The following is a 16,524-nucleotide window of genomic DNA, read 5'->3' as shown; positions in this document are numbered from 1 at the left end:
TCTCTTGAGCACCGCAAAGCAACGGAACTGGACACCCCTGATGACCGCACATCCGCGCAACATCGACGCCGCCATCGATCCCGTGAAGCTCGACCGCCTCGCCGAAGTGGCGGTAAAGATCGGGCTGCAATTGCAGCCGGGGCAGGATCTGCTGCTGACCGCGCCGTCGGTGGCGCTGCCGCTGGTGCGCAAGGTCGCGGAGCATGCCTACAAGGCCGGCGCGGGGATCGTGACCTCGTTCTTCTCCGACGAGGAGCTGACCCTGGCGCGTTATCGCTTTGGTCATGACAACAGCTTCGATCGCGCCGCCGACTGGCTCTACCAGGGCATGGCCAAGGCGTTCTCGGAGAACACCGCACGGCTCGCCATCGTCGGCGACAATCCGATGTTGCTGTCGGGCCAGGATCCGGCCAAGGTCGCGCGCGCGAGCAAGGCCAATTCCAAGGCCTACCAGCCGGCACTGGAGAAGATCACCAATTTCGAGACCAATTGGAACATCATCGCCTATCCGAGCGCGGCCTGGGCCAGGCTGGTCTTCCCCGATGTCCCTGAGGAGGTCGCGGTGGCGAAGCTCGCGGATGCGATCTTCGCGGCGTCGCGTGTCGACCGCGAGGATGCGGTGTCGGCCTGGGAGCGTCACAACGCTGTGCTGCGCGAGCGCACCGAGTGGCTCAACGGCCAACGCTTCAGCGCGCTGCACTACACCGGCCCCGGCATGGACCTGACGATCGGCCTGGCCGATGGTCATGAATGGGAGGGCGGCGCTTCGACCGCGAAGAACGGCATCGTCTGCAACGCCAACATCCCGACCGAGGAGGTGTTCACGACGCCGCACTGCCGCCGCGTCTCGGGTCACGTCAGAAGCTCCAAGCCGCTGTCCTATCAGGGCACGCTGATCGACGACATCCAGGTCAGGTTCGAAGAAGGCCGCATCGTCGAGGCCAGGGCCTCGAAGGGCGAGGAGGTGCTCAACAAGGTGCTGGACACCGACGAGGGCGCCCGTCGGCTCGGCGAGGTCGCGCTGGTGCCGCACTCCTCGCCGATCTCCAAGAGCGGCCTGTTGTTCTACAACACGCTGTTCGACGAGAACGCCGCCTCGCACATCGCGCTCGGCCAGTGCTACTCGAAATGCTTCGTCAACGGCACCTCGCTGTCGCCGCAGCAGATCGCAGCCCAAGGCGGCAACCAGAGCCTGATCCATATCGACTGGATGATCGGTGCCGCCGAGACAGACATCGACGGCGTTCATACCGACGGCCGCCGCGTGCCGGTCTTCCGCAAGGGCGAGTGGGCCTGATCGATGCGTATGCCGGCGGCCCATCGCGTGATGCGGCCGCCGACTGCACGAGACCGTGCTTAGAGTTGTTTGTTGCGGCCGGATCATTGCAAAGCCCGTAGGACTACTGCATCCGACGGTTGATTTTTGGAATATTGCTCGCGCCAATTAGGTCGCCGTTAAGTAGCACCCATAAAACTCGCGGCTGCTACTTCGTTGACTCATAGGGAAGAGTGATGGGTGCCGCGACCACGAGCCCGGCGCAGGGCCGGATTCGATTTGGGCTCAAGGGCCAAATTCTTTGCCTGGGTGTTGCCGGCGTCGCCGTCATCGGCTGCCTCTATTTGACAGGACTTTCGATCGAACGGCGCAGCCAGCAGACGGCGGATCGCGTGGCCATGCTGGCCGCCTTGAGCGGCGGGGTATGGGAAGGCCTGCTGCAGGCGCGCGGCGCTGCGACGGAATTCCTGCAGAAGCCGTCGAACGACAAGGTCGCCGCGCATGACGGACTGGTGAAGTCGATCACCTCGCGGCTCGATCGCGTCGACGACATCCTCGCGGCGACACCCGGCGACGAGACCGCACGGCAGGCTGCGTCGTCGCGCGAGGCGATCACCGGCTACGCAACGCGCTTCGCCGCTGTCGTCGCGGCCCAGAAGGTCATCGGCTTCAACGAGAATGACGGGCTGCAAGGAAAGCTGCGCGGTGCGGTTCGCTCGATCGAAACGCAGCTGAAGAAATACGACCAGCCGCGGCTGGCGGTGCTGATGCTGATGATGCGCCGCCACGAAAAGGATTTCATGCTGCGCGGCGACCCGAAATATGGCGAGGAGCTGCGCCAGCGCGTCACCGAGTTCGGCGCAGAACTCGCCAAGTCTGATCTGCCCGAGCCGGTCAAGGCCGAGATCGTCATGCTGATGGACGTCTATCGCACGAGCTTCCTCTCCTACATGGGCGGACAGACCAGGCTGCTGGGCGAGCAGGCCGAGCTGGCGCGGCACATTGAAGGCATCAGTCCGACGCTGCAGGCGATCCGGTCCGCAGCCGATCAGCGACTCGGCGTCGTCAAGGCAGAACTCGCGAGCGTGAAGGACACCGTGTTCTGGTCGATCTGCATCACCGTGCTGATCACGGCCGCAGCGGCCTTCGCGTTCGGACGCTGGCTCGCCTCGCCGCTGCTGCAGATGGCCCGAGCGATGGAGCGGCTGGCACAGAACGATCTCGACGTTCGCCTCGAGCCGGTGAAGCGTCGCGACGAGGTCGGCCAGATCTCGCGCGCACTCGGGGTATTCCACGGCAAGCTGCTGGAGAACCGCCGGCTCACCGAGGAGCAGGCCATTGTGAAGGAGGAAGCCGAGCGCGAGCGCCGCAAGATGTTCGCCGACATGTGGGAGCTGCTCGAGACCGACCTCGATTGCGCCGTCGCCGAGGTCATGGCCATCAGCAGCGACGCCTCGACGCGCAGCGCGCAGGCCGTCTCGGAGGCGAAGACGATTGCAAGCGAGGCCGGCACGGTGGCCGACGCGTCGGCCCGCGCCAGCAGCAACGTCACGACAGTGTCGGGGTCGGCGGAAGAGCTGTCGGCGACGGGACGTGAGATTGCGCAGCGCGCGGCCGAGACCGCGGAACTGGCGAGCCGGGCCGCGCGGGAAGCGCAGCAGGCCGGCTCGACCGTAGCCGCCTTGAGTGACGCCGCCGAGCAGATCTCCTCGGTCGTCAACACCATCGCCGAGGTCGCCGCACAGACCAATCTGCTGGCGCTCAACGCCACCATCGAAGCGGCGCGCGCCGGCGACGCCGGCGCCGGCTTTGCCATCGTCGCACATGAAGTGAAGGCGCTGGCGCGCAAGACCTCCGACGCCGCCGACGACATCGCCCAGCGCATCGAGCGCATCTCGACCGCGACCTCGGACTCGACCGTCGTCATCAGCAAGATCAGTGCGGCGATCGGCAGCATCGACGGCGCCAGCGCCGCGATGGCCGCAGCCGCCGAGCAGCAGGAGGCGACCTTGCGCGAGGTGGCGCGCAGCCTCACCGAGGCCTCGGCGGGCGTCGCCATGGTTGCAGAGAACGTCACCCGCATCTCCGGCCGCTCGTCGGAGATCGAACAGCAGACCCAGACCGTGTCCGAGCTCGTGACCGGTACCAACAGCCGCGTCTCGGAGCTGCGCGCCAATCTCATGGTCTCGTTGCGGAGATCGAGCGTCGGCGATCGCCGCTCGTCCGACCAGCGGCGGCCTGTCAGCGTATCCGCGCGCCTGCACGGCCGTGGAGGACATATCGACGGTACGGTGCTCGATCTGTCCGCAGGCGGCCTGCGCTTTCGCGCCGCGATGGACATCGTCGGCATCGCCGAGCAGCAGCAGGTCAAGGTGGAGTGCGCATCCTTCGGCGGGGTCGAGGGCGACATCGTGGCGATCGGCAATCGCGACGTCCATGTGAGCTTTCGCGATCTCGGCCAGGCGCAGAACGAACGGATCGCTGCGTTCCTGGCCGCGATCGACGGCGCCGATCAGGCCCAGGTCGACGCGGCGCTGACGGTGGCCGGGAGGATCATGGCCGCAATCGAGCAGTCGATCGATTCAGGCGAGAGCACGATCGCGACATGGTTCGACTTCAACTACCGCCGCATTGCAGGAACCGATCCCGAGCAGTTCGAGGCGCCATTCACCGCCATCTGCGATCGCATCCTGGCGCCGCTCCAGGAGGCGGTGCTTGCCGCCAATCCGAACGCCGTATTCTGCGTCGCGATCGACAGGAACGCCTATATCCCGACGCACAACCGCAGTGTCTCGCAGACGCAGCGGCCAGGCGAAAGAATCTGGAACGTCGCCAATTGCCGCAACCGCCGCTTCTACAAGGATCGCGCCGGCATGGCGGCGGCGCGCACGCTCCATGGACATCTCGTGCAGCGCTACGAGCGCGATATGGGCGGCGGGGTCAGCGTGCCGCTGAAGGAGATCGATGTGCCGATCACGATCAAGGACCGCCATTGGGGCGGACTGCGGCTCGCGCTCAAGACATAGATGAGCGCGGGATGTGCACTCGCAGAAGGGGGAGGCGGTGGCGCAGCAAGCCGGATCGCGAGCTGCGCCGCGCCGGGATCATGGCGATTTGGCCTGGGTCGTCGGCTCGACCGTGATGCTGATCCGCTCCGACATCACCGGCTTGTTGTGTGGAATGTGGCTCCAATCGCCGAGCACGAGCTGCAGCGTGTGCTTTCCGGGGGTGAGGTTGACGGAGGCTTCGGTCTGGCCCTTGCCGAAATGGACATGCTCGGCATCCACCGGGATCGCCTCGTTGAGCGCATCGCCTGTGAGCGCCGGCGCGTCGATCAGCAGATGATGATGGCCGGTGTTCGGGGCCTCGGTGCCGGACGGCGCGACGCCCATGCCGGACAGGCCGAAGCGGATCAGGACCGGCGAGGAGACCGTGTCGCCGTCCTTGAGGTTGATGAAGTAGGCCTTGGCGTTGTCGGGGGCGGGCGTCTCTCCGGCCCTGACGAGGGTGGTCGTGGCAAGGGTGGTCGCAGCAAGGGTGGCGGCGGACAGCGTGAGGACGATGGCGAGGCTCAGTCGGCGCATCTCGGGAAATCCTTATTCTCTGGCGAAGGCGGCAAATCTCTAAAGGTGACGGCACGTTGCACAAATGCGGCAGGCAACCGGAGGAGGCACGTCCCGCATCTTGCAGTGCGGCCAAACAGTAAATCGGGAGGTTTGGCGAGGCCGCGAACAAAATGCGGCGCTGGCGTGAAGTTTATAGCGCTTGCGTGGGTGTGATGCGACCGCGGGTCGCGGCCAATGGCTCACATCTTAATGATCGCGGCAAGCAGCCATTAGGTGCAACCCGCTATGGTCGCAGGCCCGCGCCGGCGTCCGTCCGGTCATTTCAGTCACATGCATTTGAGGTCCACGATGTCCCCGTCCCTGATCGAAACCGCCAATCTCACCGTCGACCTGGCGCCGGCTCCGATCGAACCATCCTGGATCACCGAGGGCAATCCGACGGCGACCTCCTGCACCATCGCGCGCAGCAGCGACGGGCTGGGATCGACCATCGTCTGGCACTGCACCGAGGGCAAGTTCGACTGGTACTACGATTTCGACGAGACCATCCTGATCCTCGAAGGCGCGATCGTGCTGGAGAGCGAAGGCATGGCGCCGAAGCGCTACGGGCCGGGCGACGTGATCTTCTTCCGCGACGGCGCCCATGCCAAATGGCACGTCGAGGGCCACGTCAAGAAGCTCGCCTTCTGCCTCAAGACCCAGCCCTACGTGCTCGGCCTCGCCGTGCGCGTGATCAACAAGCTCAAGCGTATGTTCCTGACGCCGGACGGCCGCCGCGGCACCAGCCTCGCGGGCGCCTGAGGCTACACGCCGTCGAGGATGATCACCGTCGGCATCGACGGCAGCAGTTCGCGCGACATTTTCAGGCTGCGTTCGGTGCGGCGGTCGATCTCGAACTGCTGGCCGATCTTGCGCATGAACTCGTCGAGCGGCGTCGCGAAGCGGTGCATCGGAAGCACCACCGAGGCGCGCAGCCGCTTGGTGATTTCGGAGATGCCGTCGAGCGACATCGTATAGGTGCCGTCGATCGGCACCATCACCACGTCGAGCCGGCCGATCGCGGCGAAATGCGTCTCGTCCAGCTTGACGTGCAGATGGCCGAGATGGCCGATGCACAGGCCGGCGACCTCGAAGATGAAGATCGAGTTGCCGTCCTTGATCATGTCGGCGCCGAGCGAGTCGCTGAAATAGCGGCGGATGTCGGTGGTGATGTTGCGGACCAGCACGTCGCCGATGCGCTCGAAGATCTGCGCCGGCTTGCCGTCGTCGCCCCAGCCGCGCAGCACGTGCGGAATGCGCGGATCGGGCGCCAGCGTGTAGTGCGTCGAATGCGCCCGGTTCATGGTGATCACGTCCGGCAACCGCCCGACCTGATAGGCGCCGCTGTAGTCGGTGGCGATGCGGATGCCCATCGGCGTGTCGATGAAGTAGGTCGAGTGGCCGGCATAGGTGATCGTCACCTCGTTGGCGGCGGTGGCCGTCCGGCGCAGGCTGACAGGCATCGCGCGCGGCGTGTTGCCGGCCATCGCGAGACACTCGCTGGTGCGCGGCCCCGATTGCGCCAGCGCGGGCGTTGCGAACGAGATCAGGACGGCGAGCAGCGAGGCCAGCGAGCGCAGCATGTCGGTTCCCCTTCAACGGCAGCTGCGAGTGTAGCGCCTAAACCGGATCATCACTATCCTCAGCACAACGCCGGGGATCGATGAGGGCGGCGGACGATGTGGGAGGACGCCATGACTGTTCGAATGCAGCCGCTGCGCGAGATTGACGCAGGCGTGCTGCGCATTGCCTATTTCGAAAGCGGACCGGCCGATGGTCCGGCCGTCATCCTGCTGCACGGCTATCCCTATGACATTCACTCCTACGTCGACGTGGCGCCGCGCCTCGCTGCCCAGGGCTGCCGGGTGATCGTGCCCTACGTCCGCGGCTACGGGTCGACGCGCTTCCTTGATCCGTCGATACCGAGATCGGGTCAGCAGGCGGCCATCGGCGCCGATCTCATCGCGCTGATCGATGCGCTGGCGATCTCGCGTGCCGTGTTCGCCGGCTATGATTGGGGCGGACGGGCGGCCTGCGTCGGCGCGGCGCTGTGGCCGGAACGCTGTGTCGGTCTCGTCTCGGTGGGGGGCTATGCCATCCAGGATATCGCGAAGGCGCTCAAGCCTGCTTCGGTCCCGCAGGAATTCGCCTATTGGTATCAATGGTACTTCCAGACCGAACGCGGCCGCGCCGGGCTCGCCGCCCACCGCGCCGAAATCGCGCGGCTGCTGTGGCAGCAATGGTCACCGAACTGGCGCTTCGACGATCCGACCTTCGCGCGCTCCGCCACAGCCTTCGACAACCCCGATCACGTCGACGTCGTGATCAACAGCTACCGCCATCGCTACGGCCTCGCCGAGGGCGATCCGCGCTATGACGAACTGGAACGGAGATTGGCAGCCCAGCCCGTGATCACCGTGCCGACGATCACGCTCGACGGCGACAGCGACGGCGTGATCCCGGCAACGGACGGCCGCGCCCATGCCGCAAAGTTCAGCAACCGGATCGCGCATCGCGTGATCCCCGGCGCCGGTCACAATCTGCCGCAGGAAGCGCCCGAGGCCTTCGCCGCGGCGGTCGTGGAGGTGCTGCGCTGATCGTGTCAGGACCGTGCCGGACTCAGCCTCCAGGCCGCGAACAAAAGGCCTGCGGTCATCAGTCCGCAGATCACGGCGGCGGCCGGCAGGGCGAGCGCCAGCGCCGCGGTCGCCGCCCAGCCGATCGAGGAGAACGCTTCGGCAAACGTCGCGAGCCGCGACGAGGTCTGGCGGCGGCGGAACTGGCTGCGCCGCGCCTGGATCCGGAACCACAGCTGGATGGAGGTCGACGAGAGCGTTGCAACCAGCACGGCGACGGCCGTGATCAACGCCTGCCACGGCGCGATCCAGGCCAGCGCGAGCACCAGCGGCGCGAACAGCACCGCGATCGTCATCAGCACGACCTCGATCTTGGCGCGCACGATGCTCACCGCGGTCAGCGGCGCGGTCGCGACCAGCTCGGGCGCGTCCTCGCCCGAGATCGTCAGCCAGGACAGCCCGCCGGCGAGCTGGCCCGCCGCCATCACGATGACCGGCGTGATCAGGATCACCGCCTGCGAACTGTCGGAGTAGCTGCGCCACAGCAGCAGCGCCGGCGGCAGCAGATACAGCAGCTGCATCAGCGTCTGCGAGATCAGCCAGGGATCGCGCCGCAGCAGCACGAACTCCTTGCGGCGCAGCGCCTGCTGCCGCGAGCCGCCGCGGAAGGCGCGGATCTGGGCGCCGGCCCGGCTCGATACGCCCTGCGCGGCGGCGCTGATCGCGGTGTCGGCAAAGCGCGGCGAGAACACCATCATGACGATTCCGAGCAGCAGCAGCCCGGCAGCCAGCAGGATCAAGAGCGCCTGTCCGTCGCCGAGCGTGGCACGGGCCGGCAGCCAGACGAAGCTGTCCGGATCCGGCGCGATCGCAGCTGCGGCATCCGAGGTGAGGACGGCGAAGCGCGACAGCGTGCCGTAGGACACGATCGCGGCGATCTGCAGCACGATCACGAAGCCGGCGCCGATTACGGCCGCCAGGATCTGGGCGACGAGCCGCGTGCGTGCCGGGCCAATGAGTCGAAACAGGATGATCGTGATCGCAATGGCGATCGCGGCAGCCGACAGCCCGACGGCCGCGACCACGACGAAGGCCGCGAGCCAGCGCACGCCGCCTTCGATCAGCAGCACGTCGACGAAGGGCGTCGCCAGCAGCAGAGCCATACTGGTGACCGACAGGGCGATGGCGGCGATGCGGACCGAGAAGATCTCGGCGAGGCGCACCGGCGACGACATGATGAGGTCGAGATCGGCGCGGGCGTAGAACACGCGCGTCACCGACTCGATCGCCTGCGACAGCATCAGGGCCCAGGACAGCATGATGGTCGAGCTGATGACGATGAGCGCCGTCTTGTCGAGCGGCGGCTGCAGGTCCGCGTAGCGCCCGACCACGGCCCAGGCCGGCAGATGCATGATGGCGCCGAACAGCACCAGGCCGATGATCGCGGCACGCGTGCGATTGCGCCTGCCGGCGGTGATCATGCCGAGCCATTCCCGCCAGGCGAGCCTGATCTCGTGGCGGGCGAACCAGGCCAGCGTCGCCGCCCGCGTCATGCCGCGGACTCGACGTCGACCAGTGCGATGAACAGCTCCTCCAGGCTGGTGTCGGTGCGGCCGTTCTGCTGGCGCAGTTCGGCCAGGGTTCCTTCCGCGACCACACGGCCGGCGGCGATGACGCCGATCCGGTCGGCCATGCGCTCGGCTACTTCGAGGATATGGGTGGTCATGATCACGGTGCCGCCGCGGCGGACGCGCTCGGCCAGGAGGCTCTTGACGTGACGCGCCGACACCGCATCGAGGCCGGTGAGCGGCTCGTCCAGGATGATCAGTTGCGGGTCGTGCACCAGCGCGCCAGCGAGCGCAACCTTCTGGCGCATGCCCTTGGAGAAACCTTCGCACCGCTCATGGAGATGGCGCTCCAGTCCGAGCGAGACCAGGAGATCGCGCGCCGTCTGGCCGGACGTTGCGGGATCGACGCCCCACAGGCCGGCGACGAATTCGAGATATTCGAGCGGCGTGAGCTTGTCGTAGATCATCGGCTCGTCGGAGACCCAGGCCATCACCTGCTTGGCGGCGATCGGATCGCGCAGCGCATCGATGCCGAAGATTGCGATCTGCCCGGCATCCGGCCGCAGCAGGCCGGCGACCATGCGCAACGTCGTCGTCTTGCCGGCGCCGTTGGGGCCGACCAGCGCATAGAATTCACCGGCGCGCACGATCAGGTCGAGCCCGTCGACGGCCGGCCGCTCGAAACATTTCGTTAACCCTCGGACGGCGAGGGCGGAGCTTTCTGATGTCATGACCGCTCATTCGGTTCGCGGCCTGCAACTTGGACGCAACTCGTTGCGGCGCGGTGAACGACCACCCGATTGTGATCCCGAAGCCGGCTCCCGCGCCAATCAATTCCAGAGGCTCCAGCCTGGCCTTCTGATCCAGTCGCGGCGCAGGATCGTATGGAAAGGTGAACAATCGTGGGCGAGTCTTGGGGCCGCACGGCTCCGGCGAGGATCGACGTGACGGACCAGCTGACCACGGCCGCAACGCGTGACGGCAGCGCTGAAGGTGACGCCCCCCTGTCCAGGCACGCCATGCGGCTGGGTTCCTTTCCGGCTGGCGGTGTCGCCGCCGTGTTCGGAGCCAGCGGCGGAATCGGCTCCGCACTCCGCACCGCGCTCACTGAGAGCGGCCGGTTCGACAGCGTGCTCGGCTTCAGCCGCAGCACACTCCCCAACTTCGATCTCACCGACGAGACCAGCATCGCGCAGGCGGCGGAGCTGATCGCAGGTACCGGCGAGACCAGGCTGGTGATCATCGCCACGGGCATGCTGCATGACGGCGAAGAGCTGCCGGAAAGGAGCTGGCGCGAGCTCGATGCTGGGCGACTGGCGCGCGCCTTCGCCATCAACGCCACGGGTCCGGCGCTGCTGATGAAGCACCTGCTGCCGCGCCTGCCCCGCAGCGGAAAGGCCATGGTTGCGGCGCTGTCGGCGCGGGTCGGCTCGATCGGCGACAACCGGCTCGGCGGCTGGTACGGCTATCGCGCCTCGAAGGCGGCGCTGAACCAGCTTGTGCATTGCGCGGCGATCGAACTCGCCCGCCGTGCACCCGAGGCGATCTGCGTCGCGTTGCATCCGGGCACGGTCGCGACGGCGCTGTCGGCGCCGTTCGCCTCCGCGAGCGGCGTCACGCCGGCCGAAGCCGCGCAGCACCTGCTCGGTGTCGTCGACCGGCTCGAGCCGAAGGACAGCGGCGGCTTCTACGATTGGCGCGGTACGCCGGTTCCGTGGTGACCGATCATGCCGAAGATGCGCCGCAAAGCCGACCTGCCGACCAAGATCTGCGCCGCATGTGGCCGCCCATTCGCGTGGCGGCGCAAATGGGCGCGCGACTGGGATGAGGTGAAGTTCTGCTCCGAGCGCTGCCGCGCAGAGCGACGTCGAACGACGAGCGCTCAGCCAGCGCGTCCCAGCAACTGATGAAGGTCACGTCATGCTCGCCGGCATTCCCACCTCCATGCGCATCCTCGGGCTCGCGGGGCTGATCCCCTTCATCGGCCTTGCGGTACTGGTGATCTCCGGCCAGGGCCCGGCACCCTGATCGCCCTGCAGGCCCAGATCGCCTATGGCGCGGTCATCCTGAGTTTCCTCGGCGCGATTCATTGGGGGCTCGCCGTGCAGACGCCGGCCCTGGCCGACTGGTGGCGCATGGCCTGGGGTGTCACGCCGGCTCTGCTCGGCTGGGCCGCGCTGCTGCTGCCGGCTGCGGCCTCGCTGGTGCTGCTGACCGCCGCGTTGCTGGTGGCGCTGATCGTCGACGAGCTCAGCTTCGGCGGCAGTGACCGGCGATCCTGGTTCCTCAAGCTGCGGCGGCTGCTCAGCCTTGGCGCGGTGGCCTCCATGCTCGCGACCTTCATCGCCATCATTCTCGGCGGACCGCCGGGCGGGGCTTGAAGATGTCTCTGCTGTAGACAGGGCCGCGATGGCTCGGGCAAGCTTTGGCTTCCATCGCGAGGCGCCATGAACATTCTGCTGCTCAATCCCAATATTCGCACCGACATCACCGATCTCATGTTGCAGGTCGGCCGCGACGCCGCCGCTCCCGGCACGACGCTGATCCCATGCACGGCGCCGCGCGGCGTGCCCTATATCGCCACCCGCGCGGAGGCGCAGATCGGCGGCGCCGTCGCGCTGGAGATGCTGGCGGAGTGCAACGGGACGTTCGACGCGGCGATCATCGCCGCATTCGGCGATCCCGGCCTGTTCGCGGCGCGCGAGCTGTTCGACGTGCCGGTGATCGGGCTCGCGGAAGCGGCGATGCTGACCGCCTGCATGGCCGGACGACGCTTCGCGATCGTCACTTTCGCGCAGGCGCTGGGCCCGTGGTACGAGGAGTGCGTGCGCATGCACGGGCTGATCGAGCGCTGCGCCGGCATCCGCATGCTCGATGGCAGCTTCAAGCAGATCTCCGACGTGCAGAATGAGAAAGAGGAGTTGCTGGTCGAACTGGCGCTGCGCGCGGTCGAGGAGAACGAGGCCGACGTGCTGATCTTCGCCGGCGCCCCCCTCTCAGGGCTCGCCGCCCGCGTCGCACATCGCATTCCCGTGCCGGTGGTCGATCAGGTGATCGCCGCGGTGAAGCAGGCCGAGGCGCTGCTGGCCCTGAAGATGCGCAAGGCGACAGCCGGCACCTTCCGCCGCCCGGCCGCAAAGCCGACGACGGGATTGTCGGAAGCACTGGCCGCGCGGCTGGAGCATCGCGACGGTTAGTTTGAGTGGGTGAGGAGCGCCGTCTCTCTCCCCGTCATTCCGGGGCGCGCGTCAGCGCGAGCCCGGAATCCATAACCACGACTGACCGTGCGGACCCGAGATGTCGCCACGGCCGTCTCACCAGACAATGACGGCCCGTGGGTAGGGATTCCGGGCTCACCCTTCGGGCGCCCCGGAATGACGTAGAGAGAGAGCGAGCCATTGCTGTGAGCTGCTGCGAAAGTCCGGCACACTCGCATACCGGCCTCGCGCTTGCTTGTACGCAAACGGCCTCCACTGCTCGAAAAGGCGGCACGCTTCTTGCTTTTTTCGTGGGCGTAGAGCAGGAAGCCCATGGCCAGCGTATCGGAAGCCAAGTCGCTCGTTCTGGATCGGATCACGCACCGCTTTGCGAGCGGAACGATGGCCGTCTCCGACATCAATCTCGATGTAAAGGGCGGCGAGATCATTGCCCTGCTCGGCCCGTCCGGCTGCGGCAAGACCACGCTGCTTCGCATCATCGCCGGCTTCATCGGCCAGAGCGAGGGGCGCGTCATCATCGGCAATGACGTCGTCGATGCGCTGCCGCCCAATCGCCGCGCGGTCGGCATCGTGTTCCAGAACTATGCGCTGTTTCCGCATCTCTCGATCTCCGAGAATGTCGGCTACGGCCTTGCCGCGCGCGGCGTCGACAAGGCCACGCGCAACAAGGAGGCGCAGCGGCTGCTCGACATGGTGCAGCTCGGCGCGTTCGGTGAGCGGCTGCCGCGGCAATTGTCGGGCGGCCAGCAGCAGCGCGTGGCGCTGGCGCGCGCGCTCGCCATCGAGCCGTCGATCCTGCTGCTCGACGAGCCGTTCGCCGCACTCGACAAGAATTTGCGGCTGGACATGCAGATCGAGGTCAAGCGGCTGCAGCGCATGGCCGGGACCACCACGCTGATCGTGACCCACGACCAGGAGGAGGCGCTGTCGATGGCCGACCGCGTCGCGGTGCTCAGCCATGGCCATCTCGAACAGTTCGGCACGCCATCCGAGATCTACGATCGGCCGCAGACGCTGTTCGTCAACAGCTTCGTCGGCACCGCGAACAAGATGAAGGGCGTGGTGATTGCGACCGATGCCGGTCACGTGCGCGTCGGACTGGAGGCCGGCGGCGAAATCATCGCGCGTGCGCCCAACCCGGTGCGTGCCTCGGACAAGGTCACCGTCTGCCTGCGCCCCGAGCATCTGACCTTTGTCGGCGACGACTCCGGCTTCGCTGGCCAGATCGGCATGGCGCTGCCGCTCGGCGCCACCGTCGTGCACGAGATCAAGGCCAAGGACGGGTCGAGCATCAAGATTTCGCAGGCCCGCACCGGCGGCACGCCGCTGCGCGAGTCGGGCACGCCGGTGCGCGTCGCGCCGCTTGCGCCGGGGCTCGCCACCGTCTTCCCGGAATGAACAACCAACACATCGGAGTGAAACATGATGCTTGATCGCCGCCGGCTCCTGACCAGCGCCCTGACGCTGGGAGCCATGCACGCCTTCCCGGGCCTCAGCCTCGCGCAGGCGCGGCCGCTGGTTTTCGCGACCTTCACCGGCAGCTGGGAGGAGGCGCACAAGGCGGTGCTGGTGCCGGCGTTTCGCAAGGCCAATGCGGACGCCGCCATCGTGCTCGATCCGATGCTATCGGTCGACCAGATCGCCAAGGTCAACGCCGCCAAAGCCAATCCGCCGATCGACGTCATGCTGCATGATCCGGGTCCGGCGCTGGTCGCGATCGGCCAGGACCTCGTCGATCCGTTCCCGGCCGACAAGAGCGCCTATTTCAAGGACCTGATTCCGGAAGCGCAGGATGCGATGGGACCGGCCCCATTCTTCCAGGTCGTCGGCCTGACCTACAATCCGGAAACGGTGAAGACGCCGCCGACGTCGTGGGCCGATCTTTGGAAGCCGGAGTTCAAGGGCAAGGTCGGCATCACCAACCTCAACTCCACGCTCGGCACCGGCTGGCTGGTCGAGATCGCGCGCATGCGGGGCGGCTCCGAGGCCAATGTCGACGAGGGCTTCAAGGCGCTTGAAGAGCTGAAGCCGAACCTCGCCGCCGTCGCCGCCAATCCCGGCGCGCTGGCGACCTTGTTCCAGCAGGGCCAGATCGACATCTCGCCCGGCAATTTCAACGCCATCCAGATCCTCAAGGCCCGCGGCGTGCCGGTCGAGTTCGTGGCGCCGAAGGAAGGCGCGATCGCGTTCAAGACCACGATCCACATCGTCAAGAACTCGCCGAACAAGGAGCTTGCCTTCAAGCTGATCGAGGCGGCGCTGTCGCCGGAGGTGCAGACGACCTTGATGAACTCGCCCTATCTGATCGTGCCGACCAACACCAAGGTCGCGATGTCCGGCGAGATCGCCAAGGTGCTGGCCAAGGACACCGCCGAGCTGAAGAAGAAGTTCGTGTTCCAGGACTGGAAGAAGATCAACGAGCAGCGCGCGTCCTGGATCGAGAAGTTCAATCGCGACATCAAGATCTGAGCCATGAAGAGCGCCACGACAGCAAGCGCGACAGCTCCCGGCGACGTGACCAGCTTCAGCCTCGGGCTCGCGTTGCCTTTAGGGCTGGCGTTCGCGATCTTCTTCGTGCTGCCGCTGGCGCAACTCTTCTATCTGTCGCTGCACAACGACACCGCGGCGACGGTGTGGGGGCTCGGCCAGTACATCAAGTTCCTGACCGACCCCTTCAGCCTGTCCGTGCTCGGCTCCACGCTGCTGCTCGGCGCCGAGGTTACGCTCGCCTGCCTCGTGCTCGGCTATCCCATCGCCTGGCTCTACCAGCGCTCCGGCAGCCGGGTGCAGACCTTGATCATCATGATCGTGCTGCTGCCACTCTTGACCAGCGTCGTGGTCCGCACCTTCGCCTGGATCGTGATCCTGGGCCGGCAGGGCATCATCAACTCGGTGCTGCAATCGCTCGGCCTGATCGGCACGCCGCTGCGCATGATCTACACGCAGGGAGGGCTGATCGCGGCGCTGGCGCAGGTGCAGATGCCGCTGATGGTGCTGCCGCTGATCACCGCGATCGGCCGTATCGATCCCAATCTCTCCGACGCCTCGGCCTCGCTCGGCGCCGGCAGCTGGCGCACCTTCGTCAAGGTGATGCTGCCGCTGTCGATGCCCGGCATCATCGCCGGCTGCACCTTGACCTATGCGGCGGCGATCACCGCCTTCATCACCCAGTCGCTGGTCGGCGGCGGGCAGATGCTGTTCATGCCGATGTATCTCTATCAGCAAGCCTCGACCCTGCAGAACTGGCCGTTCGCGGCCGCGATCTCGATCATCTTCCTGTTCGCGGTGCTGGCGATCGTCGCGCTGTTCTCGACGCTCGGCCGGCGCGCCCGCGGCTACGGAGATGCGCGATGAGCCGCCGGCAGAAGAATTTCGAGGCACTCAGCTTCCAGATCGTCATGACGGTCATCGCGGTGCTGGCGCTGATCCTGATCGTGTCGCCGTCGCTGGTCGTGGTGATCGTCTCGTTCACGTCGGGCTTCTCGCTGAAATTCCCGCCGCCCGGCTATTCGACGCGCTGGTATGTCGAGCTGTGGAACGCCTGGCAGCTGCAATTCGCAGCACGCAACAGCGTCGTGGTGGCGCTGTGGTCGACGGGGCTATCGGTCGTGCTCGGCGTCGCCGCGGCGCTGGCGATCTCGCGCTCGAAGACGCTGACGGCGAAGCTTCTGGACTCGCTGTTCATGTCGCCGCTGGTGCTGCCGGCGCTCGCCTTCGGGCTGGCCGCGCTGATGTTCTTCTCGCTGATCGGCCTGCCGATCTCGCTGCTGACGCTGGTGATCGGCCACACCGTCGTCTGCGTGCCCTATGTCGTGCGCAACACGGTCGCCGCGCTGGCGCAGCTCGAACCGACCCTGCTCGAAAGCTCGGCGATCCTCGGCGCCTCCAGGCTCTACACGTTCCGCCGCATCGTGCTGCCGCTGATCCGCCCCGGCATCATCTCCGGCGCCTTCATCGCCTTCATGTCGTCGTTCGACAACGTGCCGGTGTCGCTCTTCCTGCGCGACGCCGCCACCGACATGCTGCCGATCCGGATGTGGCAGGACCTCGAAGGCAAGCTCGACGTCACCATCGCCGCGCTGTCGAGCGTGCTGATCATCGGCACGGTGGCGCTGATGGCGATCATGGAACGGACGACGGGACTGTCGAAGCGACTGACGGGTTGATCGAGGCGTCTAGCTGCGGAGGCCTCATGGTTCGAGACGCGCCGCGAACGACGACCTTGCTTGGCACTCGGCCCGATCGGCGCGGCGCTCCTCACCATGAGGGTCGGGTTCCGAG

The 16,524-nt window shown here is 66.7% G+C and carries 16 protein-coding genes; 12 read left to right on the top strand and 4 right to left on the bottom strand.

The genetic code is table 11. From position 1 onward, the window contains the following. Positions 1 to 40: 40 nt before the first annotated feature. Positions 41 to 1,297, top strand: coding sequence for an aminopeptidase (locus tag ACQR1B_RS03280; RefSeq protein ID WP_434831262.1), 1,257 nt, complete (start codon positions 41 to 43; stop codon positions 1,295 to 1,297). A gap of 215 nt (positions 1,298 to 1,512) precedes the next feature. After that, on the top strand, positions 1,513 to 4,302 hold the full coding sequence (locus ACQR1B_RS03275) for a methyl-accepting chemotaxis protein (RefSeq protein WP_434831263.1): 2,790 nt from the start codon (positions 1,513 to 1,515) through the stop codon (positions 4,300 to 4,302). A 78-nt stretch (positions 4,303 to 4,380) separates the two neighbouring features. On the opposite strand, the gene ACQR1B_RS03270 is transcribed toward ACQR1B_RS03275, so the two are convergent. Beyond that, entirely contained in the window at positions 4,381 to 4,860 is a 480-nt protein-coding gene (locus ACQR1B_RS03270) for a DUF4399 domain-containing protein (RefSeq protein WP_434831264.1), read from the bottom strand. A gap of 330 nt (positions 4,861 to 5,190) precedes the next feature. Between ACQR1B_RS03270 and ACQR1B_RS03265 the strand changes: the two genes are divergently transcribed. Next, a complete protein-coding gene (locus ACQR1B_RS03265) occupies positions 5,191 to 5,643 on the top strand; it encodes a cupin domain-containing protein (RefSeq protein ID WP_434831265.1) in 453 nt (150 codons plus the stop codon). 2 nt (positions 5,644 to 5,645) lie between these two features. On the opposite strand, the gene ACQR1B_RS03260 is transcribed toward ACQR1B_RS03265, so the two are convergent. Further along, the gene (locus ACQR1B_RS03260) at positions 5,646 to 6,464 is read right to left on the bottom strand and encodes an MBL fold metallo-hydrolase (protein ID WP_434831266.1); all 819 of its coding nucleotides are present in this window, start codon (positions 6,462 to 6,464) and stop codon (positions 5,646 to 5,648) included. Between the two features lie 111 nt (positions 6,465 to 6,575). Here ACQR1B_RS03260 and ACQR1B_RS03255 point away from each other — a divergent pair, with 111 nt between their 5' ends. Next, positions 6,576 to 7,478 (top strand): alpha/beta fold hydrolase, encoded by a 903-nt coding sequence (locus tag ACQR1B_RS03255; RefSeq protein WP_434831267.1) that lies wholly within the window; start codon positions 6,576 to 6,578, stop codon positions 7,476 to 7,478. Between the two features lie 5 nt (positions 7,479 to 7,483). On the opposite strand, the gene ACQR1B_RS03250 is transcribed toward ACQR1B_RS03255, so the two are convergent. Beyond that, on the bottom strand, positions 7,484 to 9,010 hold the full coding sequence (locus ACQR1B_RS03250; RefSeq protein WP_434831268.1) for a permease: 1,527 nt from the start codon (positions 9,008 to 9,010) through the stop codon (positions 7,484 to 7,486). Next, a complete protein-coding gene (locus ACQR1B_RS03245) occupies positions 9,007 to 9,756 on the bottom strand; it encodes an ABC transporter ATP-binding protein (protein WP_434831269.1) in 750 nt (249 codons plus the stop codon). Before ACQR1B_RS03245 ends, ACQR1B_RS03250 begins: the two co-directional genes overlap by 4 nt. Before the next feature lie 213 nt (positions 9,757 to 9,969). On the opposite strand from ACQR1B_RS03245, the gene ACQR1B_RS03240 reads away from it, so the two are divergent. From ACQR1B_RS03240 to ACQR1B_RS03205, 8 genes are all read left to right on the top strand, one after another. After that, positions 9,970 to 10,746: an SDR family NAD(P)-dependent oxidoreductase gene (locus ACQR1B_RS03240; RefSeq protein WP_434831270.1), complete on the top strand. Its 777-nt coding sequence runs from the start codon at positions 9,970 to 9,972 to the stop codon at positions 10,744 to 10,746. 6 nt (positions 10,747 to 10,752) lie between these two features. Continuing rightward, complete coding sequence (locus ACQR1B_RS03235) at positions 10,753 to 10,932, top strand: DUF2256 domain-containing protein (protein ID WP_434831271.1); 180 nt, start codon at positions 10,753 to 10,755, stop codon at positions 10,930 to 10,932. Between the two features lie 117 nt (positions 10,933 to 11,049). After that, on the top strand, positions 11,050 to 11,406 hold the full coding sequence (locus tag ACQR1B_RS03230) for a DUF3429 domain-containing protein (protein ID WP_434871331.1): 357 nt from the start codon (positions 11,050 to 11,052) through the stop codon (positions 11,404 to 11,406). A 66-nt stretch (positions 11,407 to 11,472) separates the two neighbouring features. Then, the gene (locus ACQR1B_RS03225; RefSeq protein ID WP_434831272.1) at positions 11,473 to 12,222 is read left to right on the top strand and encodes an aspartate/glutamate racemase family protein; all 750 of its coding nucleotides are present in this window, start codon (positions 11,473 to 11,475) and stop codon (positions 12,220 to 12,222) included. A 333-nt stretch (positions 12,223 to 12,555) separates the two neighbouring features. Beyond that, entirely contained in the window at positions 12,556 to 13,641 is a 1,086-nt protein-coding gene (locus tag ACQR1B_RS03220; protein WP_434831273.1) for an ABC transporter ATP-binding protein, read from the top strand. A gap of 24 nt (positions 13,642 to 13,665) precedes the next feature. Next, on the top strand, positions 13,666 to 14,712 hold the full coding sequence (locus ACQR1B_RS03215; RefSeq protein WP_172111584.1) for an ABC transporter substrate-binding protein: 1,047 nt from the start codon (positions 13,666 to 13,668) through the stop codon (positions 14,710 to 14,712). A gap of 3 nt (positions 14,713 to 14,715) precedes the next feature. After that, positions 14,716 to 15,597, top strand: a complete 882-nt coding sequence (locus tag ACQR1B_RS03210) for an ABC transporter permease (protein WP_434831274.1) — start codon at positions 14,716 to 14,718, stop codon at positions 15,595 to 15,597. Beyond that, entirely contained in the window at positions 15,594 to 16,409 is an 816-nt protein-coding gene (locus tag ACQR1B_RS03205; RefSeq protein WP_284423498.1) for an ABC transporter permease, read from the top strand. Before ACQR1B_RS03210 ends, ACQR1B_RS03205 begins: the two co-directional genes overlap by 4 nt. Positions 16,410 to 16,524 lie beyond the last annotated feature (115 nt).

This window comes from Bradyrhizobium oligotrophicum, from assembly GCF_051168495.1.
GTDB classification, from domain to species: domain Bacteria; phylum Pseudomonadota; class Alphaproteobacteria; order Rhizobiales; family Xanthobacteraceae; genus Bradyrhizobium; species Bradyrhizobium oligotrophicum_A.
This window is presented reverse-complemented; position numbering and strand designations above follow the sequence as displayed.

Bases quoted from the DNA above. Each gene is read 5' to 3' on its own strand.
- ACQR1B_RS03270 (WP_434831264.1), bottom strand. From the start codon at position 4,860: ATGCGCCGACTGAGCCTCGCCATCGTCCTCACGCTGTCCGCCGCCACC.
- ACQR1B_RS03250 (WP_434831268.1), bottom strand. From the start codon at position 9,010: ATGACGCGGGCGGCGACGCTGGCCTGGTTCGCCCGCCACGAGATCAGG.
- ACQR1B_RS03205 (WP_284423498.1), top strand. From the start codon at position 15,594: ATGAGCCGCCGGCAGAAGAATTTCGAGGCACTCAGCTTCCAGATCGTC.
- ACQR1B_RS03260 (WP_434831266.1), bottom strand. From the start codon at position 6,464: ATGCTGCGCTCGCTGGCCTCGCTGCTCGCCGTCCTGATCTCGTTCGCA.
- ACQR1B_RS03210 (WP_434831274.1), top strand. From the start codon at position 14,716: ATGAAGAGCGCCACGACAGCAAGCGCGACAGCTCCCGGCGACGTGACC.
- ACQR1B_RS03265 (WP_434831265.1), top strand. From the start codon at position 5,191: ATGTCCCCGTCCCTGATCGAAACCGCCAATCTCACCGTCGACCTGGCG.
- ACQR1B_RS03235 (WP_434831271.1), top strand. From the start codon at position 10,753: ATGCCGAAGATGCGCCGCAAAGCCGACCTGCCGACCAAGATCTGCGCC.
- ACQR1B_RS03220 (WP_434831273.1), top strand. From the start codon at position 12,556: ATGGCCAGCGTATCGGAAGCCAAGTCGCTCGTTCTGGATCGGATCACG.
- ACQR1B_RS03225 (WP_434831272.1), top strand. From the start codon at position 11,473: ATGAACATTCTGCTGCTCAATCCCAATATTCGCACCGACATCACCGAT.
- ACQR1B_RS03215 (WP_172111584.1), top strand. From the start codon at position 13,666: ATGATGCTTGATCGCCGCCGGCTCCTGACCAGCGCCCTGACGCTGGGA.
- ACQR1B_RS03245 (WP_434831269.1), bottom strand. From the start codon at position 9,756: ATGACATCAGAAAGCTCCGCCCTCGCCGTCCGAGGGTTAACGAAATGT.
- ACQR1B_RS03280 (WP_434831262.1), top strand. From the start codon at position 41: ATGACCGCACATCCGCGCAACATCGACGCCGCCATCGATCCCGTGAAG.
- ACQR1B_RS03255 (WP_434831267.1), top strand. From the start codon at position 6,576: ATGACTGTTCGAATGCAGCCGCTGCGCGAGATTGACGCAGGCGTGCTG.
- ACQR1B_RS03275 (WP_434831263.1), top strand. From the start codon at position 1,513: ATGGGTGCCGCGACCACGAGCCCGGCGCAGGGCCGGATTCGATTTGGG.